The organism is Streptomyces sp. P9(2023), from assembly GCF_032436795.1.
GTDB lineage: Bacteria > Actinomycetota > Actinomycetes > Streptomycetales > Streptomycetaceae > Streptomyces.
On sequence record NZ_JAUPWM010000007.1, the window covers coordinates 277,721 to 299,149 of the forward strand.

At 70.6% G+C, this 21,429-nt stretch carries 15 protein-coding genes; 4 read left to right on the top strand and 11 right to left on the bottom strand.

Annotation, left to right across the window (positions count from 1 at the left end):
• Positions 1-45 precede the first annotated feature (45 nt).
• Positions 46-5,037, bottom strand: a complete 4,992-nt coding sequence (locus tag Q5762_RS13595) for an NAD-glutamate dehydrogenase (protein WP_315892298.1) — start codon at positions 5,035-5,037, stop codon at positions 46-48.
• Positions 5,038-5,421: 384 nt separating this feature from the next.
• Here Q5762_RS13595 and Q5762_RS13600 point away from each other — a divergent pair, with 384 nt between their 5' ends.
• Complete coding sequence (locus Q5762_RS13600; RefSeq protein WP_315892299.1) at positions 5,422-5,976, top strand: DJ-1/PfpI family protein; 555 nt, start codon at positions 5,422-5,424, stop codon at positions 5,974-5,976.
• Between the two features lie 175 nt (positions 5,977-6,151).
• Here Q5762_RS13600 and Q5762_RS13605 read toward each other — a convergent pair whose 3' ends face one another.
• The 3 genes from Q5762_RS13605 to Q5762_RS13615 all read right to left on the bottom strand — a co-directional run bounded on the left by Q5762_RS13605 (position 6,152) and on the right by Q5762_RS13615 (position 7,977).
• Positions 6,152-6,358, bottom strand: coding sequence for a hypothetical protein (locus Q5762_RS13605; RefSeq protein ID WP_315892300.1), 207 nt, complete (start codon positions 6,356-6,358; stop codon positions 6,152-6,154).
• 400 nt (positions 6,359-6,758) lie between these two features.
• A complete protein-coding gene (locus Q5762_RS13610) occupies positions 6,759-7,421 on the bottom strand; it encodes an HAD family hydrolase (protein WP_315892301.1) in 663 nt (220 codons plus the stop codon).
• A gap of 49 nt (positions 7,422-7,470) precedes the next feature.
• Positions 7,471-7,977: a DUF6912 family protein gene (locus tag Q5762_RS13615; protein ID WP_315892302.1), complete on the bottom strand. Its 507-nt coding sequence runs from the start codon at positions 7,975-7,977 to the stop codon at positions 7,471-7,473.
• A gap of 276 nt (positions 7,978-8,253) precedes the next feature.
• Between Q5762_RS13615 and Q5762_RS13620 the strand changes: the two genes are divergently transcribed.
• The gene (locus Q5762_RS13620; RefSeq protein WP_315892303.1) at positions 8,254-8,826 is read left to right on the top strand and encodes an Rv3235 family protein; all 573 of its coding nucleotides are present in this window, start codon (positions 8,254-8,256) and stop codon (positions 8,824-8,826) included.
• Positions 8,827-8,897: 71 nt separating this feature from the next.
• Here Q5762_RS13620 and secA read toward each other — a convergent pair whose 3' ends face one another.
• Positions 8,898-11,708 carry a preprotein translocase subunit SecA gene (gene secA, locus Q5762_RS13625; RefSeq protein ID WP_315892304.1) on the bottom strand — a complete coding sequence of 937 codons (2,811 nt, stop codon included), beginning with the start codon at positions 11,706-11,708 and terminating at the stop codon, positions 8,898-8,900.
• 294 nt (positions 11,709-12,002) lie between these two features.
• Between secA and Q5762_RS13630 the strand changes: the two genes are divergently transcribed.
• Both Q5762_RS13630 and Q5762_RS13635 read left to right on the top strand, forming a co-directional pair.
• Positions 12,003-12,584, top strand: a complete 582-nt coding sequence (locus tag Q5762_RS13630) for a GNAT family N-acetyltransferase (RefSeq protein WP_315892305.1) — start codon at positions 12,003-12,005, stop codon at positions 12,582-12,584.
• Between the two features lie 30 nt (positions 12,585-12,614).
• Complete coding sequence (locus Q5762_RS13635) at positions 12,615-13,778, top strand: DNA glycosylase AlkZ-like family protein (RefSeq protein WP_315892306.1); 1,164 nt, start codon at positions 12,615-12,617, stop codon at positions 13,776-13,778.
• Here Q5762_RS13635 and Q5762_RS13640 read toward each other — a convergent pair.
• From Q5762_RS13640 to mtrA, 6 genes are all read right to left on the bottom strand, one after another.
• The gene (locus Q5762_RS13640; protein WP_315892307.1) at positions 13,771-14,526 is read right to left on the bottom strand and encodes a response regulator transcription factor; all 756 of its coding nucleotides are present in this window, start codon (positions 14,524-14,526) and stop codon (positions 13,771-13,773) included. The two genes, Q5762_RS13635 and Q5762_RS13640, sit on opposite strands and share 8 nt — an antisense overlap.
• 214 nt (positions 14,527-14,740) lie before the next feature.
• Entirely contained in the window at positions 14,741-15,421 is a 681-nt protein-coding gene (gene hpf / locus Q5762_RS13645; RefSeq protein WP_315892308.1) for a ribosome hibernation-promoting factor, HPF/YfiA family, read from the bottom strand.
• Positions 15,422-15,751: 330 nt separating this feature from the next.
• Entirely contained in the window at positions 15,752-16,507 is a 756-nt protein-coding gene (locus Q5762_RS13650) for a ComF family protein (protein WP_315892309.1), read from the bottom strand.
• A gap of 107 nt (positions 16,508-16,614) precedes the next feature.
• The gene (locus tag Q5762_RS13655; protein WP_315892310.1) at positions 16,615-18,387 is read right to left on the bottom strand and encodes an LpqB family beta-propeller domain-containing protein; all 1,773 of its coding nucleotides are present in this window, start codon (positions 18,385-18,387) and stop codon (positions 16,615-16,617) included.
• Between the two features lie 202 nt (positions 18,388-18,589).
• Complete coding sequence (gene mtrB / locus Q5762_RS13660) at positions 18,590-20,611, bottom strand: MtrAB system histidine kinase MtrB (RefSeq protein ID WP_315892311.1); 2,022 nt, start codon at positions 20,609-20,611, stop codon at positions 18,590-18,592.
• A gap of 1 nt (position 20,612) precedes the next feature.
• The gene (gene mtrA, locus Q5762_RS13665; RefSeq protein ID WP_315892312.1) at positions 20,613-21,290 is read right to left on the bottom strand and encodes a two-component system response regulator MtrA; all 678 of its coding nucleotides are present in this window, start codon (positions 21,288-21,290) and stop codon (positions 20,613-20,615) included.
• Positions 21,291-21,429: the final 139 nt, after the last annotated feature.

The following is a 21,429-nucleotide window of genomic DNA, read 5'->3' on the forward strand; positions in this document are numbered from 1 at the left end:
CCCCGCCGGAAACCGACGGGGCCCACTCACGTACCTACCGAGCTGTCAGCTGTGCGCCCGCAGCAGCTGCCGCATCGTCCGCATCGCCACCGACAGGTTCGCCAGGTCGAAGGTCTCCGAGCCCTGGATCTCCTCCAGCGTGGTGCGCGCCCGGCCGAGGATCGCCGCGTTCTTCTGCTCCCAGGCCTTGAACCGCTCCTCCGGCGTCGAGGTCCCGTTGCCCGCCGAGAGCACGTCCGCCGTGAGGGCGGAGTGCGCGGCGAAGAGGTCCTCGCGGATGGCGGCGCGGGCCATCGACTGCCACCGGTCGGCGCGCGGCAGTTCGATGATGCGGTCCATGAGCTGGGTGATCCGGAGCCGGTCGGCCAGGTCGTAGTAGACCTCGGCGACCGCCATCGGGTCCTTGGCCGTACGGTCCGCGATCGCGACGATGTCGAGCGTCGGGAAGGCGGAGGAGAAGCCGGCGACCCGCAGGGCGAGCTCCTCCGGCACGCCGACCTCGGTCAGCTCGTCCTTGATCGACTGGTACCACTCCAGGTCCGCGCCGCGGAGCAACTGCGGCAGCTTGTCCCAGACCTCCTCGACCCGCTCACCGAAGAACTCGATGGTCTCGGCGAGCTGGAGCGGCTGCGGGCGGTTGCCGAGCAGCCAGCGCGTACCGCGCTCGACCAGTCGGCGGGAGTGCAGCCGCATCCGGGTCTGGACGTCGGCCGGGACCTTGTTGTCGAGCGCCTCGACGGCGTCCCAGACCTCGCCGAGCCGGAAGATGACGCGGGCGGCGGTCTGGGCGCGGACGATCTCCTCGATCGACGCGCCGGTCTCCTCGCGGAGGCGGTGCAGGAAGGTCGAGCCACCGGTGTTGACGGTGTCGTTGACCAGGACCGTGGTGATGATCTCGCGGCGCAGCGCGTGGCCGTCGACCGCGTCGGCGAACTTCTCGCGCAGCTGCGTCGGGAAGTACGCGTGCAGCAGCCCGCGCAGGTACGGGTCGTCCGGCAGCTCGGTGTGGATCAGCTCGTCGGCCACCGTGATCTTGGTGTACGCGAGGAGGACGGCGAGCTCCGGCTGGCTCAGGCCCTTGCCGTTGTTGAGCAGCTCGCGGATCTGCCGGTCGTTGGGCAGGAACTCCAGCGAGCGGTCCAGGGCCCCGTCGCGGCCCAGGCGGCGCATGAACCGCTGGTGGGCGTGGAGCAGCGACGGCGACTGGGCGACGGCGTTGCCCAGGGCGACGTTCTGCGCGTAGTTGTTGCGCAGCACGAGCGCGCCGACCTCGTCGGTCATCTCGGCGAGGATCCTGTTGCGCTGCTTGACGGTCATGTCGCCCTCGGTGACGAGCCCGTTGAGCAGGATCTTGATGTTGACCTCGTGGTCGGAGGTGTCCACACCGGCGCTGTTGTCGATGGCGTCGGTGTTCACCTTGCCGCCCGTGCCCTCGGGGCCGCCCTTGCGGGCGAACTCGATGCGGCCGAGCTGGGTCAGACCGAGGTTGCCGCCCTCGCCGACGACCTTGACGCGCAGGGCCTCGCCGTTGACGCGGATGGCGTCGTTCGCCTTGTCGCCGACGTCCGCGTTCGACTCGGTGGACGCCTTGACGTACGTACCGATGCCGCCGTTCCACAGCAGGTCGACGGGCGAGTGGAGGATCGCCTGCATGAGCTCGGCCGGGGTCATCTTGGTGACGCCGGCCTCGATGCCGAGGGCCGCGCGCGTCTGCGCGTTGACCGGGATCGACTTGGCGGTACGGGGGTGGATGCCGCCGCCCGCCGAGAGCAGCCCGGTGTCGTAGTCGGCCCAGGAGCTGCGGGGCAGTTCGAAGAGGCGGCGACGCTCGGCGTACGAGACGGCCGCGTCCGGGTTCGGGTCGATGAAGATGTGCCGGTGGTCGAAGGCGGCGACGAGGCGGATGTGCTCGGAGAGCAGCATGCCGTTGCCGAAGACGTCACCGGACATGTCACCGACGCCGACGACGGTGAAGTCCTCGGTCTGGGTGTCGTGGCCGAGCTCGCGGAAGTGCCGCTTGACGGACTCCCAGGCGCCGCGGGCGGTGATGCCCATGCCCTTGTGGTCGTAGCCGGCCGAGCCGCCGGAGGCGAAGGCGTCGCCGAGCCAGAAGCCGTAGGAGACGGCGACCTCGTTGGCGATGTCGGAGAAGGTCGCGGTGCCCTTGTCGGCGGCGACGACGAGGTAGGTGTCGTCCTCGTCGTGACGGACCACGTCGACCGGCGGGACGACCTCGCCCGCGACCATGTTGTCGGTGATGTCGAGCAGCGCCGAGATGAAGGTCCTGTAGCTGGCGATGCCCTCGGCCAGCCAGGCGTCCCGGTCCACGGACGGGTCCGGGAGCTGCTTGGCGACGAAGCCGCCCTTGGCGCCGACGGGCACGATGACGGTGTTCTTCACCATCTGCGCCTTGACCAGGCCGAGGATCTCGGTACGGAAGTCCTCCCGCCGGTCGGACCAGCGCAGGCCGCCTCGGGCGACCTTGCCGAAGCGCAGGTGGACGCCCTCGACGCGCGGCGAGTACACCCAGATCTCGAACGCCGGGCGGGGCGCCGGGAGGTCCGGGATGGCCTGCGGGTCGAACTTCATGGAGACGTACGAGTGCGGCCCGCCGTCGCCGTTGTTCTGACCCCTTCCTTCGCTTCCCTCGCTGGCGCTCTGGAAGAAATTGGTCCGCAGGGTCGCCTTGATGACGGTGAGGAAGGAGCGCAGGATGCGGTCCTCGTCCAGGCTGGCGACCTGGTCGAGAGCGGCGTCAAGCTCTTCGAGCAGCGCCTCGATCAGCTCGACGCCGGCGCGCTGGCGCTCCGGTGCCATCCGGGCCTCGAAGAGGGAGACCAGCAGCCGGGTGGTGTGGACGTTGTTACGGAGGGTGTCCTCCATGTAGTCCTGGCTGAAGGTCGAACCGGCCTGGCGCAGGTACTTCGCGTAGGCGCGCAGCACCATGGCCTGCCGCCAGGACAGCCCGGCGGAGAGCACCAGCGAGTTGAAGCCGTCGTTCTCGGCCGCGCCGGTCCAGGTCGCGGCGAACGCCTCCTGGAACCGCTCACGGGCGTCGTCGGAGAAGGACTGGCCGTTGGCGGTCGGGGCGGGCATCCGCATGCCGAAGTCGTAGACCCAGGCGTGCGTACGGTCGGCGCAGCGCAGCTCGTACGGACGCTCGTCGATGACCTCGACACCCAGCCGGTTGAGCACCGGGAGCACGGCGGACAGCGAGATCTGGTCGCCGGACTTGTAGATCTTGAAGCGGCGCTCGCCGGGGCCGGAGCCGACCGGCTCGTACAGCGAGAGCGCGAACTCCTTGCCGGTACGGCTGAGCTGCTCCAGGTGGACCAGGTCGGCGACGGCGGCGCGCGGCGAGTGGTCGGCCTTGTAGCCCTCGGGGAAGGCGTTGCCGTACTTGCGCAGCAGCTCGGCGGCGCGCTCCTCGCCCATCTCGGCGTTGAGGGCCTCGGCGAAGCCGTCGGCCCAGGAGCGGGCGGCCTCGACGAGCCGGGCTTCGAGGCGGTCCCTGTCGGCGTCGGTGAGGTGGGTCAGCTCGGTGCCGGGGGCGACGCGCACGACGAAGTGGAGCCGGGTGAGCACCGACTCGGTGCTCATGAGCGTGAAGTCGACGCTCGTACCGTCGAGCTCTTCCTTGAGGATGTCGGTGAGCCGCTCACGGACGGTGGTGTTGAAGCGGTCGCGCGGCAGGTAGACGAGGGCCGAGTAGAAGCGGCCGTACTCCTCCTGGCGCAGGTAGAGCCGCAGCCGGCGGCGTTCCTGGAGGTACAGGACGCTGGTGACGATCTCGCGCAGCTGGTCCGGCGGGGTCTGGAAGAGCTCGTCGCGGGGGTACGTCTCCAGGATCTGGAGCAGGTCGCGGCCGTCGTGGCTGTCCGGCGAGAAGCCGGCGCCGTCCAGGACCTCCTGGACCTTGCGGCTGATGACCGGAACGCGGCGGACGGACTCGGTGTAGGCGGCGGAGGAGAACAGTCCGAGGAACCGGCGCTCACCGACGACGTTCCCCTGGGCGTCGAACTTCTTCACGCCGACGTAGTCGAGGTAGGACGGCCGGTGCACGGTGGAGCGGCTGTTCGCCTTCGTGAGGATCAGCAGCTTGTGCTCGCGCGCCTTGGCGCGGGCGTCCGCGGGCAGCCGGCTGAAGGACGGCGAGACGGGGTGGGCGTGGTGCTCGTCGTCGCCGCTGTGGTGCGGGTCGGAGCGCAGGATGCCGAGACCGGTGCCCGGGACGGCGGCCAGCGCGTCCCCGTTGACCAGCTCGTACTCGCGGTAGCCGAGGAAGGTGAAGTGATCGGCGGCGAGCCAGCGCAGCAGCTCGCAGGCCTCCTCGACCTCGGTGGGGCGCAGATCGTCGGCGGTGGGCTCGCCGGGCAGCTCGTCGGCGATGCGCAGCGCCGCCTCGCGCATCTTCTCCCAGTCCTCGACGGTCTCGCGGACGTCGGAGAGGACGCGGAGCAGGTCGGTGGTGATCTGCTTGAGGTCGGCGCGGTCGGTCTCGCGGTCGACCTCGACGTGGATCCAGGACTCGATGAGCGCGTCGTGGGGCAGGGCGCCCTTGGGCTCGGCGGTCAGGACCTCGATGAGCTTGCCGGTCACGTCACGGCGGACGAGGACCTGCGGGTGGATGACGACGTGGATGCCGCGCCCCTGGCGCGACAGCTCGTTGGTCACGGAGTCGACGAGGAAGGGCATGTCGTCGGTGACGACCTCGACGACGGAGTGGCTGCAGGTCCAGCCGTTCTCCTCGACCGTCGGGGTGTGGACGCGGACGTTCGCGGTGCCCTGCGGGCGGTTCTCCGCCAGCCGGTAGTGCGAGAGAGCGGCGCCGAAGACGTCCACCGGGTCACGGTCGGTGAGGTCCTCGGGCGCGGTGTGCAGGTAGTAGCGCTGGAGGTAGTCGAGCACGGTGTCCCTGTCCGGGCGCTTCCCGTTCTCGGGCCCCGTCGGAAGTTGCCCCCCGACCGGGCCGGTCTCAGCTACCCGGGCGGCCCGTGCGAGCAGCTCGGCCTTGGCTTCGTCCAGCTTGGTCTGCATGTCCTCTGGCTCCTGTCGCGCGCCGTTGCGTGACGTCGGTGGAAGAAAGGACACAACGCCACGACGCGGTGGTACCGGTCGAAGTCGACGTTATGCCGCGATGAGAGATGTCCGAGCCGTTATCAGCCATTTCTGGCGCGGGCCTCCGGACGGAAGATTCAGCGAACGCCTTGTCGGCCCGGCCGCATAGGCGCTCCGGGCGATGGCCGGGGGCTTCGCTGCCCCCTCGGCGTATCGCGCTGATCACAGGAAGAGCCTATCGCTCCCCACCCCCCGGCCGTCATGGTCCGTATGTGTACAAAAGCAGGGGTGGAAGTTTGACGATATGGACAGGGGCGCAGTGTCCTGGGGGCAGGGACCGAGACCCGAGATCGGGGAGTCACCATGACGAAAATCTTGATCGTGACCGGGGACGCGGCGGAGTCGCTGGAGGTCATGTACCCCTACCAGCGCCTCCTGGAGGAGGGCTACGAAGTCCATATCGCGGCCCCCGCACGCAAACAGCTGCGCTTCGTCGTGCACGACTTCGAGCCGGGCTACGACACGTACACGGAGAAGCCGGGCTACTCCTGGCCCGCCGACCTGGCGTTCTCCGAGGTGGACCCGGGCGACTACGTGGCGGTGGTGATCCCGGGCGGCCGCGCCCCGGAGTACCTCCGCAACGACCCGGAGCTCCGCAAGATCCTGAAGTCCTTCTTCGACGCGGACAAGCCGGTGGCCCAGATCTGCCACGGCCCGCTCCTGACGGCGGCGATCGGCGGCCTGGAGGGCCGCCGGGTCACGTCGTACCCGGCCCTGGAACTGGACATGCAGGCGGCGGGCGCGACCTACCAGGACACGGAGGCGGTGGTGGACGGCACCCTGGTCTCCTCCCGGGCCTGGCCGGACCACCCCACCTGGATGCGCGAGTTCCTGAAGGTCCTGCGCGCCACGGCCTGAAAAGGGCCGGTGACGGGGCGGGGCGGACGGGCGGGTCGACGAGGGCGCGGTGGACGGGCGGGGCGACGGGACGGGGCGGGCGAACGCGCGGACGGGCGGGGCGACGGGACGGGGCGGGCGAACGCGCGGACGGGCCGCCTCAGGCTTCGCCCACGCGCCCGCTCCGCCCCCTCGCTCACCGACGGACGTTCACCGTCACCCGCAGCCCGCCGCCGGCGACAGCCACTCCGACCGCGCCCACGGCGACAGCGACCTCGGCATGACCGATCAGGGCCAGGACCGCCGCGACGACCAGCGCCAGCAGGCCCACGCAGGCCGTGAACCAGGGCAGAGCACGGCTGCCGCGCCGGGGCCTGTCTGGGATACCGTCGTGAGACGCCAAGGGAACCACTCTCCTCGCAACAGGGGATGCCCCGGTTGGCGCGCGAGGGGAGATCCGCAGGAGAGGCCGGCCGGCAAGCTTGGGCCCCTTCCGGGTCTCCCTTCGTCACGTTCAGGGGCCCGTCGGATGCGCTCCGCATCCGCGACTTCGGATCAACCCGCCTTGGGCGTACGGCCGTTGAGGCACTTGACCTTCCGTCAGCAGTACCGAGCCTACCGGCAGCCCACACCCTGCCGTCATGAGCTGTATGTGTACAAAACCCGGTATCGAACTTTGACGTTATGGACAGCGCCACGGGCCTGTTTGGCAGAACCTGGGACTTGACGAGAGGACCGCGAAGCGGGTCGAGGGTTCGCGGTCCGGACCCCCACCCGAACTCCCGCCTGGACGAGCTCCTCCGCTAGACCAGCTCCTCCGCCACGGCCACGGCCTCCACGAGCGAGTCGACGACCGGGACCCCGACCGCCTCCAGTGACGCCCGGCTGTGCGAGCCGCCGGTGTACAACACGGCCCGCGCCCCCACGTGCGCCGCCGCCCGCGCGTCGTCGGCGGCGTCCCCGATGACGACGATCCGGGCGGCCGGGACCCCGTCCCCCAGCGCCTCCAGATGACGGACCATGTGCGCCGACTTCCCCTCCGTCGACGAACCGATCCGCCCGTCCACCCGTACGAACCGCTCCGTGATCCCGTGCCGCCGCACGAGCGGCACCAGCTCCGCGTGCGGGGCGAGCGAGAGCAGCGACTGCGTGAACCCGGACTCCTGCCGCGCGGCCAGCAGCTCCGCCGCCCCGGCGGTCAGCCCGCACGCCTCGGCCCGCTGCCAGTAGTGACGATGGAAGGCCCCGTCCATCACGACCCACTCGGCGTCCGTCGGCAGCCGCCCCATCAACCGCTCGTAGAACTTCGGCACCGGCACCGTGTACAGCTCCCGGTACCGCGCGAGCGTGATCGGCTCGAGCCCCAGCTCGGCGAAGGCGGCGTTCGTCGCGCCGATGACCGCCTCGATGTCGTCGAGCAGCGTGCCGTTCCAGTCCCAGACCAGGTGCTTCCCGTTCTTCCCCATGGAGAGACGGTACCGGGCCGGGCTGACAGCACCCCGAGAGCGGCCGTCGTCAGCCCAGCAGGCCGGGAATCTCCTGCACCCCGAACCACAGCAGCTCGTGGTCCTCCGCGCCGTCCACCGTGAACTGGGCGTCGTCATCGCCCTGGTCCGCCGCGCCCAGCGCGTCCGCGGCCGCCGAGACGTCCGCCTCGGCGTCGTCCGCGTCGGCGTGCACGGCCGCGGCCTTGGCCAGCGGTACGGCGGCGGCGATCCGGACCTCGCCCAGCGAGCCGGCGTCGAGGCCGCGGTCGGGGTCGGCGACGGCCTCCTTGTCGGGCACGTCCAGGGCGACGACGATCCGGCGCCGCGCGGCCGAAGGATCCCCGGCGAGCAGCCGCAGGGAGGCGGCGGCGGCGCGGTTGAGGGCGGCGTACTCGAGCTCCTCGATGTCGTCGGAGACGTACCACTCGCGCAGCGCGGGGGTGACGGCGTAGGCGGTCAGCGGGCCGGGCCCGACTTCGCCCGCCTTGTGCGCCTGTGCGAGACCGGGGAGGGTCAGGGGGACGTAGACGCGCATGGCTGGCCGCTTTCGTAGTCGGAAACGCCCTCAGGATACGTGCGGAGTACCCCTTCGGGGCCCCCGGGCGACCGTCTCGCCGGTCCACCCGAGGGATCCCCCCACCCCACCCGCACAGACCCGGAAACCACCCCCGTCACCCGGATAGGTGAACCTCCGGACCCCCCGCCCACCCCTCCACGCCACCTTGCGACGCCACGAACCACCCCCGTACAAGATCCCCAACAGAAGTTACCGCCGGGTAGACCACCGGCCGACCAGGGATCGGGGACCACGATGGACACCACCGCCACGACGACGGGGCCCATGACCACGCACGCCGCCACCCCTCACGCAGCACCGCGCGCGCCCCAGAACGCCACACCGCGCACCGCACCCGTGGCGACGACCCGCCCCCGGACCCCACGCCCGTGCTCCGCGCCACGCGGCCCCGCCGGCACCGGTCCCCGCGGCTCCGCCGGGACCCGCCCGGGAGCGGCGGCAGCCGTCCGTACGGCTCCGCGCGCCCTCGCCACCCATGCCCACTTCGCCGAGCGCCTGCTGCTCGTCCTGAGCGGCCGGCGGCCCGTTCACTGGATGCTCGGCCAGACCGTGGGCGAGGCGTACGAGCAGCTGGTGCAGCTCGCCCCGACGACCCCTTTCGGGGGCCACGGCATCCGGCCCGTCGTCCGCAGCTGCTACGCACAGCCCGCCCCCGGCGCGCTCGAGGCCTTCGCCTGCATCGCGACGGCCACGGGCGTACGGGCCATGGCCTTCCGCCTCGAACTGGGCGCCGACCGCCGCTGGCGCTGCGCCGCCGTGGAGCTGGACGGCCTCCACGCGCGCGTGCCCGCTCAGGCGCGCCCATGACGAACGCGCCCATGACGAAGGGGCCGGACACCCAGGTGTCCGGCCCCTCCTCCCCAAGGAAAACCCAGGGGCTACTTCTTACGGCGACGCCCGCCCGCGGTCTTCTGCGCCTTGCGCCGCTCCGCCCGCGTCAGGCCGTCACCGCCGGCCGAAGCGTCCCCGCTCACGAAGTCGCCCTCGACGACACTGCCGTCGCCGTCCACCTTCGGCGCGGTGAAGTGCAGCCGGTCCGGACGCTGCGGGGCCTCCAGGCCCTTCGCGCGGATCTCCGGGCGACCGTTGCCCGCCGGCACCGCGTCCTGCTTGGTGAGCGACGGCGCCGCGTCCTGCACCGGGACCTCCTCGACCTGCTGCTCGACCTGGACCTCCAGGTTGAACAGGTAGCCGACGGACTCCTCCTTGATGCCCTCCATCATCGCGGTGAACATGTCGAAGCCCTCTCGCTGGTACTCGACCAGCGGGTCCTTCTGCGCCATCGCGCGGAGGCCGATGCCCTCCTGCAGGTAGTCCATCTCGTAGAGGTGCTCGCGCCACTTCCGGTCGAGCACCGAAAGGACCACGCGGCGCTCCAGCTCACGCATGATGTCCGAGCCGAGCGACTTCTCACGGGCCTCGTACTGCTCGTGGATGTCGTCCTTGACGGACTCGCCGATGAACTCCGCCGTGATGCCCGCACGGTCCCCCGCCGCGTCCTCCAGCTCGTCCACGGTCGCCTTCACCGGGTAGAGCTGCTTGAACGCGTTCCAGAGCCGGTCGAGGTCCCACTCCTCCGCGAAGCCCTCGGCGGTCTCCTGGCGGATGTAGTCGTCGATCGTGTCGTCCATGAAGTGCTGGATCTGCTCGTGCAGGTCCTCGCCCTCCAGGACGCGGCGGCGCTCGCCGTAGATGACCTCACGCTGCCGGTTCAGGACCTCGTCGTACTTCAGGACGTTCTTACGCGTCTCGAAGTTCTGGGTCTCGACCTGCGACTGCGCGGAGGCGATGGCGCGCGTGACCATCTTGTTCTCGATCGGCACGTCGTCCGGCACGTTGGCCATGGCCATGACGCGCTCGACCATCTGGGCCTTGAACAGACGCATCAGGTCGTCACCGAGGGACAGGTAGAACCGGGACTCGCCCGGGTCGCCCTGACGGCCGGAACGACCGCGCAGCTGGTTGTCGATACGGCGCGACTCGTGACGCTCCGTGCCCAGCACGTACAGCCCGCCGAGGTCCTTGACCTCCTCGAACTCCGCCTTCACGGCCTTCTCGGCGCGCTCCAGGGCGGCGGGAAGGGCCGCGGCCCACTCCTCGACGTGCTCGACCGGGTCCAGGCCCTGCTGACGCAGCTCGGCCTCGGCGAGGTCGTCCGGGTTGCCGCCGAGCTTGATGTCGGTGCCTCGGCCGGCCATGTTCGTGGCGACCGTGACGGCGCCCTTACGGCCCGCCTGGGCGACGATCGTGGCCTCACGGTCGTGCTGCTTGGCGTTCAGCACCTCGTGCTGGATGCCGCGCTTGGAGAGCTGCTGCGAGAGGTACTCGGACTTCTCGACCGACGTCGTGCCGACGAGGATCGGCTGGCCCTTCTCGTGCTTCTCCGCGATGTCGTCGACGACGGCGGCGAACTTGGCGACCTCGGTCCGGTAGATCAGGTCCGACTGGTCCATACGGATCATCGGCCTGTTCGTCGGGATCGGGACGACGCCCAGCTTGTAGATCTGGTGGAACTCGGCGGCCTCGGTCATGGCCGTACCGGTCATGCCGGAGAGCTTGTCGTAGAGGCGGAAGAAGTTCTGCAGGGTGATCGTGGCGAGCGTCTGGTTCTCGTCCTTGATGTCCACCCCTTCCTTCGCCTCGATCGCCTGGTGCATGCCCTCGTTGTAGCGGCGGCCGGCGAGGATACGGCCGGTGTGCTCGTCGACGATCATGACCTCGCCGTCCATGACGACGTAGTCCTTGTCGTTCTTGAACAGTTCCTTGGCCTTGATGGCGTTGTTCAGGTACCCGACGAGCGGGGTGTTCACCGACTCGTAGAGGTTGTCGATGCCCAGCCAGTCCTCGACCTTGGCGACGCCGGACTCGTGGATGCCGACGGTCCGCTTCTTCTCGTCGACCTCGTAGTCGCCGGTCTCCTCGATGCCCTTCAGCGGGTTACCGGCCTCACCCCTGGTGAGGCGGGTGACCAGCTTGGCGAAGTCGCCGTACCACTTGGTGGCCTGGTCGGCCGGGCCGGAGATGATCAGCGGCGTACGGGCCTCGTCGACCAGGATCGAGTCGACCTCGTCGACACACGCGAAGTTGTGGCCGCGCTGGACGAGCTCCTCCTTCGACCACGCCATGTTGTCGCGCAGGTAGTCGAAGCCGAACTCGTTGTTCGTGCCGTACGTGATGTCACAGGCGTACTGCTCACGGCGCTGGGCCGGGGTCATGTTGGCCAGGATGCAGCCGACCTCGAGGCCCAGGAACTTGTGGACGCGCCCCATCATCTCGGAGTCACGCTCGGCCAGGTAGTCGTTCACCGTGATCAGGTGCACGCCCTTGCCGGACAGCGCGTTCAGATACGCGGGGAGCGTACCGACGAGGGTCTTGCCCTCACCGGTCTTCATCTCGGCGACATAGCCGAGGTGGAGGGCGGCGCCGCCCATCAGCTGCACGTCGTAGTGACGCTGGCCGAGGACGCGCTTGGCGCCCTCGCGGACGGTCGCGAAGGCTTCCGGGAGCAGGTCGTCGAGGCTCTCACCGTCGGCGTACCGCTGCTTGTACTCATCGGTGAGCGCCCGCAACTCGGCGTCGGAGAGGTTGACGAAGTCCTCTTCGATGGAGTTGACCTGGTCCGCGATGCGGTGCAGTTTGCGCAGGATCTTGCCTTCGCCTGCACGCATGAGCTTGTTGAAGACGGACACTGAGGCTGGTCTCCTTGCCGGTCGGGCCTGGCACTGGGTCGTGTGATGGACTCGGGCGCGGGCACGGCAGGTGGTCCCCACCGCAACGGCCATCGTAAGCGAGACCGCCGCCGCGCCGGGAGGCCCGAGGGGTGGGAGCGTCACCGCTGCCCGGAATGAGAACGCTCGAGACGCGCGGAAGGTGCCGCGGCACCCGAAAAGTGTTCGCTTCCGTGACCGGACCGATCGCCGGAATTCGGACCCGCACAGCGAAAAGTGTTCGCCTCCCGTCGGTCCGCTGACCAGAATTCCGTCATGGAACCGACGACACTGACCACGGAACGACTGACCCTCGGCACGTTCAGGCCCGAGGACGTCGACGAGGTCCTCGCCCACTGCCAGGACCCCGACATCCAGCGCTGGACGACGGTGCCCTCGCCCTACGGGCGGCAGGACGCCGAGTTCTTCCTGAACCGCGTCGTCCCGGACGGCTGGCGGACCGACACCGAGTACTCCTTCGCGGTACGGCCCCGGGCGGGCGGCCCGATCCTCGCCGCCGCCGCGCTCCACCACCCCCGCTCGGGCAGCTGGGAGGTCGGCTTCTGGACGGCCAAGGAGCACCGCGGCCGCGGCTACATGACGGAGACCGTCCTCGGCCTGGCCCGCTGGGCCTTCACCGACCTGGCCTGTGCGCGCCTGGAGTGGCGGGCCGAGGTCGGCAACGTGGGCTCGCTGGCGACGGCGGAGAAAGCCGGATTCCGGCTGGAGGGCGTGCTGCGGGCCGCGCTGCCGAACAAGGGCGTCCTGCGGGACTCCTGGGTGGGCGCGCTGCTCCCGTCGGACCTGGGCCTGCCCGGCCCGCTCCCGTACCTCCCGGCTCCACAGACCCCCGCCTGAGTGTCAGTGCCGCCGCTTAGGGTGCGGACCATGACCACTGTGCCGCCGCCCGTCGCCGAACTGTCCGCGGACGAAGCCCGCCGGATCGCCCTGCGCGCCCAGGGATTCCTGGGCGCGCCCGACCGCCGCGCGGGCGTCCGGGGCACGCTGCGCCGGCTCGGGGCCGTCCAGCTGGACACGATCTCCGTCCTGGCCCGCTCGCACGAGCTGATCCCGTACGCGCGCCTGGGCGCCGTGGGCCGTACGACGGTCGAGGAGGCGTACTGGACCGATGGCCACGCCTTCGAGTACTGGTCGCACGCGGCCTGCATCCTGCCCGTCGAGGAGTGGCCGCACTTCGCGTTCCGCCGCCGTGCCTACCGCTCCCGTCCGCAGTGGCACCACAACCTCCCGGACGGCGCGTACGACGCGGTGATCAAGCAGCTGCGGGCCGAGGGTCCGCAGACGGCGACCGAGCTCGGCGGCGCGAAGAACAAGGGCGAGTGGTGGGACTGGTCCGAGTCGAAGATCGCCGTCGAGCGGGCGCTGATGTACGGCGAGGTGGTGTGCACCGAGCGGCGCGGCTGGAAGCGGGTCTACGACCTGGCCGAGCGGGCCATCCCGGACGCCCTGCTCCATGACGACCTGGACGACACCGAGTGCCTCCGCCGACTGGTACGGCAGGCGGGCGAGGCGCTGGGGGTGGGCACGCGCACGGACATCGCCGACTACCACCGGCTGAAGAACGAGCAGTTCGACGCGGTCGTGGAGGCCTCGGGCCTGGTCCCGGTCACGGTGGCGGGCTGGTCCAAGCCGGCCTGGGCGGACCCGGCGGCGCTGGCGAGCGAACCGCGCGGCCGGCACCGTACGACGCTGCTGTCGCCGTTCGACTCGCTGATCTGGGAGCGGCCCCGGACGGAGCGGATCTTCGGCTTCACGCACCGCCTGGAGGCGTACGTGCCGAAGCAGAAGCGCGTCCACGGCTACTTCGCGATGCCGCTGCTCGCGGGCGGAAAACTCCTTGGCCGGGTCGACCCGGCCCGCGAGGGCCGCACGCTGGTGGCCCGGCAGGTGTCCCTGGACTCCGCCAAGGCGGTGGCCCCGATGGCCCAGGCGCTGCGCGAGGCCGCGGAGTGGGTGGGCTGCGACACGGTACGCATCGAGCGCACGGACACCCCGTCCCTGACCGAGGCCCTGACATCGGCCCTCACCTGATCTCGAGGATCTTCTCCCGCATCGCGTAGACGACGGCCTCCATCCTGGAGTGCAGCTGCAGCTTCTCCAGGATGTTCCGGACGTGGTTCTTCACCGTGTTCTCGGAGATGAAGAGTTCCTTGGCGATGTCCCGGTTGTTCATCCCGGTCGCGACGAGCTTCAGCACCTCCAGCTCGCGGTCGGTCAGCCGGGGCGCCGGGACGAGCCGGCGCTCGTCCGTCCGCTGGATCATCGACTTGAACTCGGTGAGCAGCTTGGACGCCATGGAAGGGCTGATCTGCGACTGCCCGTCGGCCACCGCGCGAATCGCGGTGGCGACCTCGTCGGTGGAGATCTCCTTCAGGAGATAGCCGGTCGCGCCCGCCTTGATCGCGTCGTAGAGATCGGCTTCCTCGTCGCTGATCGTGAGCATGATGATCTTCGCGCTCGGGGCCACCTCCTTGATGGAGGTACACGCCTCGATGCCGCCCCGTTTCGGCATGCGCACATCCATCAGGACGATGTCGGGCAACAAATCCGCCGCCTTGTCGACCGCCTCGGCCCCGTCACCCGCCTCTCCGACGACCTGGATGTCCTCTTCCTGGGCGAGAACGATCTCCAGTCCCCGGCGAAAGAGGGCGTGATCGTCCACCACAAGGACCCGGATCGGCTCTTTGCGGGAGTCCCCGCTGTCCGAATCCGATCCCTCGGGGATGGCCGCGCCAAGGGACTCACGCCCGCTGTGCACCGGCCCGAAGCTGTCCGCCATCGTTCCTCCCCCTGAAGGCCGTGGCCTGAATTCGTGTTCGGTCCTCCAACCGCTGCTCTTGGAGCACCGGTTGGCGTGCACGCCATGATTTCATGCCCGGACGACAACGCGGTGTTCCCGTGGTCGCACGGGGGTGCCCCTGGGGGCGCAAGGGGCGCTCCAGGGGCACCGAAACGGACGGTTGTGGGTGTGTGGGGGTGCCTGGGGCCGCGGGTCAGCCGCCGAGGGCACCGCCGGCGCCGCCGCCCTCGGCGAGCGGGTCGCTCTCCAGGTGGATGACGCCGTAGTCATAGGCGTGTCGCCGGTAGACGACACTCGGCTGCTTCGTGTCGGAGTCGACGAAGAGATAGAAGTCGTGACCGACGAGCTCCATCTCGTAGAGCGCCTGGTCGAGGGTCATCGGGGCAGCCCTGTGCGTCTTCTCGCGGACCACCAGGGGGCCTTCGCCCTGGACTTCGATCGAGCCCATCATCGTGGTGGGCACGGCAGCGGACTCGTCGGCGATGAGTTCGCCGTTTCCGTTGAGCTGGGCGACACCCGGCACAACGTCGGCGACCTCTGCGGCCGAAAGACGGCCGTTGCCACGGCGGGTGTACCTCTTGTCGTGCTGCTTGCGCAGTCGGGCCTCGAGCTTGCCGTGCGCGAGGTCGAGCGCTGCGTACGGGTCGCCTGCTGCCGCCTCCGCCCGGATCACCGGGCCTCGGGAATGGACGGTGATCTCAACCCGGTCGGACCGGTCGGCCTGCCTCGGGTTGGGCTCCTTGGACACCTCGACGTCGAGGCTGATCACCTTGCCGTCGAGCTTCTGGATCTTCTCCAGCTTCAGCTTCTCGGCCACGTGCTTGCGGAACCGCTCGGGCACCTCGGTCTTGCGGCCCTTGACGACGATGTCCACGCAGAACTCCGTTCCCGGATCGCTCAGATCGGCTCCTACGCCACTGAGCATCTCCCTTTGCACCAGACTCCGGTGAATGCCGGAGCCTCGGACTTGGCGACTTTCACCTCCTCCTCCCCAGTCGGCAAGATCCCCACCCCACCAACCTGAGGTTAATTCGCCCTGAACTCCTGTCCTGTAGGCGCACCCGTGCATTCGGTGAGGCGTGGCCTTCGCCATTCCTCACAACCGAACATAGCTCGTTCGGTCGGGTGTCGGCACCCGCTGCGGTCACATACCTCCGGACGGGTGTTTTCACCTCTCACCACCTGCAACGATGCAAGTCGCCGGTCAGTTCCGGTTTATGTCGAACGACGACGGAGAACAGGCGACCACCGCCGCCGTCGGCCGTACGAATCCTCTTTCCGCAGCGCCTCCGATCAACCCCGGAGTGAACGTCGGGTGTACGGCACTCAGTGCCCGCGCCGCCTCGGTCAGAGAGGCGCCCGTGGTCATCAGGTCGTCCACGAGCACCACCCGGCCGCGCTCCAGGAGCCGTGCCCCGCCGGCCACGATCTCCAGCGCCCCGGCCACGTTGGCGAACCGCCCGGAGGCGCCGAGCCCCGACTGGTCCGCGACCGCACGGCGCTGCCGCAGCACCGGAATCACCCGTGCGGCCCGCCCCCGACGGCGCAACCGGCCCGCGGCGGCCAGTGCGACGCGCCGGGTCGGATCGTGGCCACGTGCCCGCACCGAGCGCCGGGACGAGGGGACGGGTACAAGGAGAAGGGGGCCGGCCCCCGGGCCGTCAGAGCGACCGGCAGCCGCCTCCACGGCGCCCGCGAGCGCGGACCCGAGGGGTCGGGCCAGCCAGAGCGCACCGCGTTCCTTGTGGGCGAGCAGCACCGAGCGCACCGCGTCGGCGTAGGGCGCGGCGGCATGGACCACCGGCAGCCCGGCCGGCTCGGGGAACGGCCTGACCCGGCGCGGCTCCGGGCCCGTCAGCTGGGCCCGGCACGGCGGGCACAACTCCGTACGAGGCCTGCCGCAGCCTCCGCAGGCGACCGGCAGCACCAGCCCGGCGATCTCGCGCCACCACCCCCGCATGGCTCCACTGTCCTCCTGCCCGACAGCCCCGGCCACCCCTGTGGACAACGCCCGGACGGCAGGACAGCAGGACAGGCAGCCGGGGCAGGGCGGGACGGACGCGGCGGCTATCCCGGATAGACGGGAGAGGTGCCCGCGATCTTGACCAGCCGCTGCCAGTTCGTGCCGGGCACCAGCCGCACGATCCCGTCGTTGCCGGAGTCGGCGACCACCGGCGCCTTGTCGTCGTTGGGCGCGGCCACCGCCGTCACCCCGTTGAGGCCCGGCAGCACCGAGCTCGCGGACGTCGCGCCGTCGGTCTGGACGTACCGGACCTGCTGCACGCCCCCGGCCTCCTTGCCGACCACCACGAGCCGGCTCGGACCCGCCCAGGACACGGCCGTGACGGTCTCCATCCGCGGTGCCACGGGCTGCAGGGCCTCGACCGACACCGTCGGCCGCGCCGCGTCACCGTCGCGCTGCACGCGCCCGATCTTCAGGGTCGTGCGGCCGTCCTTCTCCTTCAGCAGCAGGGCGATCCGTACACCGTCCGCGGAGACCCGCAGCGACTCGACGCGCGCGCCGTCCGTCAGCCAGGGCGCCCGTACCTCCACGGGCGTGCCCTCGCCGTCCGGAACGGTCCACAGCCGCGGCTCGGCCGGGTTGCGGTCGGCGACCCACAGATCCCCGCGGCCGTCCCAGCTGGGCGTGGACAACCGGTCCTCGGGCCGCGCCGCGGTGCTCGTCAGCAGCGCGGGGCGCAGCTCGTGGTCGGAGAGGATCGACGCCACGCGCAGCTCCCGCCCGTCCTTGCTGACCCCGGCCGCGCGGCTCTCGTCCCGGTCGATCGCGACCGACCGCAGCGGCGTCGCGCCCTTGCCGAACGGCCCCAGCGTCGCGTCCGCCTGCGCGTCCTCCTTGCCGCCGACCGGCAGCGTCTTCAACGTGCCGTGCTCGTCGACGAAGAACGGGTTCTCCGCCCGGCCCGAGTCGCGCACCGGGGCGAACTCCTCGGCCTGCGCCTTGGACAGCGCGCACAGCCGTCCGCCGTCGGAACCCCGCTGGAGCTCGACCTGCTCGACCCGTACGGACGTCAGATCGCCCAGCGTGAACAGCAGCTGAGCCGCCATCCGCCGGCACACGTCCCCGCCCACCCGGTCGGCCTTGGCGTTGAGCGGCACCTTCAGCGTGGACTGGTCGTCCGTCGCGAGCGTGGTGACGCCCTCCTTCAGCTGCGTACCGGACGGGAAACGTGAATCGACGGCCGGCTTCAGCCAGTTCGTCGGCCCGTCCAGGAGCGCCCGGACGGTCTGCGTCACCGGATCCATCTTCGTCACCGGGTCCTGCCGCTGCCGGATGTAGACCGGATCGGCGACGACCCAGTCCTCGCCCGAGGCGAAGTAGTAGGTGTTGACGGAGCGGTAGTTGCGCTGGAAGTCGGCCTCGCTGAGCACGAGCCCGGGCGGCAGGTGGTCGATGCGCCACTCCTTGCCCTTGCCGTCCGCGGCCGGCTGCTGCACGACGTGGATGGAGTCCCCGTAGTCGGCCGGCTTCCCCGGCTGGTAGGCGTGCCGGGCGTCCACGGTCGCGATCTGGCGGCCGCGGATCGGATAGGACCGTCCCTGGGTCTCGGGGTCGGGCAGCCGGTCGGCCTGCTCCCGGTCCGGGGCCGTGGTGAGCACGGTGATGCTCTGCTCCGGCTTCCAGGACCGCGCGGCCTGATTCGTCAGGTACTTCTTGGCCGTCGCGAAACCGGGATCGTCACTGGTCATGGCCTCCAGGAAGCCGTCGACGATCTCGTCGGGCTCCGCGTTCTGCCGCGGCTGCACGGCGTAGACCCGGACCTGCGAGTCGCCCGGGTTGGACGCCTTCACCTGCCGTACGTCCCCGCTGTCCGGCATCGTCGCGCACCCGGCCACCAGCAGCCCGCCACACGCGAGCACGACGCTCGACCGCACAGTGCGCGCCGACGACCTGCCGGACGTACCGGCGGGGGTGCGCGTGACCGCAGCCGCTCCATCCTCGACGCCGCCGCGTGCCGACGAGCGCGCGACCGGGGCTGATCCCCCGTCGCCGCCGGCCGCCTTCCGCTCTCCTCGGAAGTCAGCGCCCACGTGTCCCGTCCTCCCCCTCGGCGTGCGTCGACGCCATCGCTCCGCCGCCGTCCGACTCGCTCGCCGCCCGCGCGACCACCCGTGCGCCACTGCCCGGCAGCGCCGTCGGGTCCACCGTGGCCCGCGGCATGGGCGGCATCCGCGGCGGTACGGACAGGGCCGGCCGGTCTCCCACCGGCTGCGCCGGCAGGGACACCTGGCTCACCCCGTGCTCCCGCGTCTCCCCGGACGTCCGCCCCTGGCCCACGGCCGCGGGGCTCTTGGCCTGCTCCCGGTTGCACCGCGAGTCCTCGGGCTCCAGCGGGATCGGGGATCCGCGCAGCGGCTCGTCGGCGGTGCGCGGCAGGGTGAGCCGGAACTGCGAACCGCCGCCGGGCTCGCCCCAGGCCTGCAGCCAGCCGCCGTGCAGCCGCGCGTCCTCGACCGCGATGGACAGGCCCAGGCCCGTCCCGCCGGTGGTACGCGCGCGTGCCGGGTCGGCCCGCCAGAACCGGTTGAAGACCCGGGTCGCCTCGCCCGGCTTGAGGCCCACTCCGTAGTCCCGTACGGCGATCGCGACGGCCCCGCCGGCGGCGGCCAGCTTGACGACCACGTCCCGGCCCTCGCCGTGCTCGACCGCGTTGACCACCAGGTTCCGCAGCACCCGCTCGACCCGGCGGGCGTCCGCCTCGGCCACGACCGGCTGCTCGTCGCCGACGACGACGATCCGGCCGCCTTTGCGCTCGGCGAGCGGCTCGGCACCGCCGATCACCCGCCGTACGACCTGGCGCAGGTCTATCGGCTCGGCCTCCAGGGCCGCCGCGCCCGCGTCGAAGCGGCTGATCTCCAGCAGGTCGGAGAGCAGCGACTCGAAGCGGTCGAGCTGGTCCCCGAGCAGCTCGGCGGAGCGCGCCGTCACCGGATCGAAGTCGACGCGCGCCTCGTGGATGACGTCGGCCGCCATCCGTACCGTCGTCAGCGGGGTGCGCAGCTCGTGCGACACGTCCGAGACGAACCGCCGCTGCATCCGCGAGAGCTCCTCCAGCTGCTGGATCTTGAGCTGGAGGTTCTGCGCCATCTTGTTGAAGGCCTCACCGAGCCGGGCGATGTCGTCCTCGCCGGTGACCTTCATCCGCTCCTGCAGGCGCCCCGCCGACAGCCGCTCGGCCACTCCGGCGGCCATCCGCACGGGGGTGACGATCTGGCGCACCACGAGCCAGGCGATGGCGCCGAGCAGGACGACCACGAACAGCCCGGCGGTCGCCAGCGTGCCCTTGACCAGGGTGAGGGAGTCCTCCTCCTGCGTCAGCGGAAAGAGGTAGTACAGAACGTACTGGGTGCCCTCGGCGTCGTTGAGCCGCTTACCGACCACGAGGCCCGGCTCGGCGTCCTTGCCGTTGGTGTAGTGGATCCGGGTGTACGTCTGGAAGGTGCCGGCGCCCTGGCCGACGGAGTGCCGCAGCCCCTCGGGGATGCTCGTGGCGGGATCGACCTCACCGGAGGCGCGGGCGCCGCGGCTGGCCGGCCCGTCGGAGTCCTCCAGGGAGAGCGCGACCACGTTGAACGCGCTCTGGCCACCACTGGCGAGCTGCTCGACCAGCGTGGATCGCCAGGTGAGCGAGGAACCGGCCCGCCCGCCGTCCTGCCCGCCCGGGCCCGACGGCGTGGTCGCCGCCTTGTCCTGTGCGGCGGAGAACCCACCGGCGGCCTGGCTCTGGGCGGCCTTCTCCTTGGCGTCGAGGAGACCGTTGCGGACCTGGCCGATGACGACCAGACCGAGCAGCAGCACCACACCGAGCGACATCAGCAGCGTGCCGGCGACCACCCGCAGCTGGATGTTCCGCCGCCACAGCCGTACGCCGGGAAGCAGCGGACGACGCACCCAGCGCGCGAGAAGCCGGAGCGCCGATCCACCCGGCGCCCCGTCCTGGAGCAGACGGCCGAATCGCGAGCCCCCCCGCCCCGGTCCGGCAGCCCGCCCCGACCGGACTCCGTGGTCCCCGGCCTTCGGAGCAGCACTGCCCACACTCATGTCAGCTCGGCCCCGCCTTGTAGCCGACACCGCGGACGGTCACCACGATCTCCGGGCGCTCGGGGTCCTTCTCGACCTTCGAACGCAGCCGCTGGACGTGCACGTTCACCAGCCGGGTGTCGGCCGCGTGCCGGTAGCCCCAGACCTGCTCCAGCAGGACCTCACGGGTGAACACCTGCCACGGCTTGCGGGCCAGCGCCACGAGCAGGTCGAACTCGAGCGGCGTCAGGGCGATGGACTGCCCCTCCCGCTTCACCGAGTGACCGGCCACGTCGATGACGAGATCGCCGATGGCGAGCTGTTCCGGCGCGGGTTCCTCCGACCTCCGCAGCCGCGCCCGGATGCGGGCGACGAGCTCCTTCGGCTTGAACGGCTTGACGATGTAGTCGTCGGCCCCGGACTCCAGACCCACCACGACGTCGACGGTGTCGCTCTTGGCCGTGAGCATGACGATGGGCACACCGGACTCGGCCCTGATGAGCCGGCACACCTCGATGCCGTCCCTTCCGGGCAGCATCAGGTCCAGCAGCACCAGGTCCGGCTTTACCTCGCGGAATACCGCGAGCGCCTTGTCGCCGTCCGCGACGAACGACGGCTCGAACCCTTCACCCCGCAGCACGATGCCGAGCATCTCGGCCAGTGCGGTGTCGTCGTCGACGACAAGAACGCGTCCCTTCATATCGACATCATCCCATTTCCGTATCAGTCTCAAGGCGGCTGGTGAGATACCTCACTGACCTGCGGTGACGTCCGTGATCGCCCGCCGTTACCTGTCGGTTTCTGTGGGTGCCGATGCCAGGCATGGATGTCACCCCCGT

What these genes read in the sequence shown, in the direction of transcription:
- Q5762_RS13595 (WP_315892298.1), bottom strand. Translation starts at nt 5,037, where the DNA reads ATGCAGACCAAGCTGGACGAAGCCAAGGCCGAGCTGCTCGCACGGGCC.
- Q5762_RS13600 (WP_315892299.1), top strand. Translation starts at nt 5,422, where the DNA reads ATGACGAAAATCTTGATCGTGACCGGGGACGCGGCGGAGTCGCTGGAG.
- Q5762_RS13610 (WP_315892301.1), bottom strand. Translation starts at nt 7,421, where the DNA reads ATGGGGAAGAACGGGAAGCACCTGGTCTGGGACTGGAACGGCACGCTG.
- Q5762_RS13615 (WP_315892302.1), bottom strand. Translation starts at nt 7,977, where the DNA reads ATGCGCGTCTACGTCCCCCTGACCCTCCCCGGTCTCGCACAGGCGCAC.
- Q5762_RS13620 (WP_315892303.1), top strand. Translation starts at nt 8,254, where the DNA reads ATGGACACCACCGCCACGACGACGGGGCCCATGACCACGCACGCCGCC.
- Q5762_RS13630 (WP_315892305.1), top strand. Translation starts at nt 12,003, where the DNA reads ATGGAACCGACGACACTGACCACGGAACGACTGACCCTCGGCACGTTC.
- Q5762_RS13635 (WP_315892306.1), top strand. Translation starts at nt 12,615, where the DNA reads ATGACCACTGTGCCGCCGCCCGTCGCCGAACTGTCCGCGGACGAAGCC.
- Q5762_RS13640 (WP_315892307.1), bottom strand. Translation starts at nt 14,526, where the DNA reads ATGGCGGACAGCTTCGGGCCGGTGCACAGCGGGCGTGAGTCCCTTGGC.
- Q5762_RS13650 (WP_315892309.1), bottom strand. Translation starts at nt 16,507, where the DNA reads ATGCGGGGGTGGTGGCGCGAGATCGCCGGGCTGGTGCTGCCGGTCGCC.
- Q5762_RS13655 (WP_315892310.1), bottom strand. Translation starts at nt 18,387, where the DNA reads ATGCCGGACAGCGGGGACGTACGGCAGGTGAAGGCGTCCAACCCGGGC.
- mtrB (WP_315892311.1), bottom strand. Translation starts at nt 20,611, where the DNA reads ATGAGTGTGGGCAGTGCTGCTCCGAAGGCCGGGGACCACGGAGTCCGG.
- mtrA (WP_315892312.1), bottom strand. Translation starts at nt 21,290, where the DNA reads ATGAAGGGACGCGTTCTTGTCGTCGACGACGACACCGCACTGGCCGAG.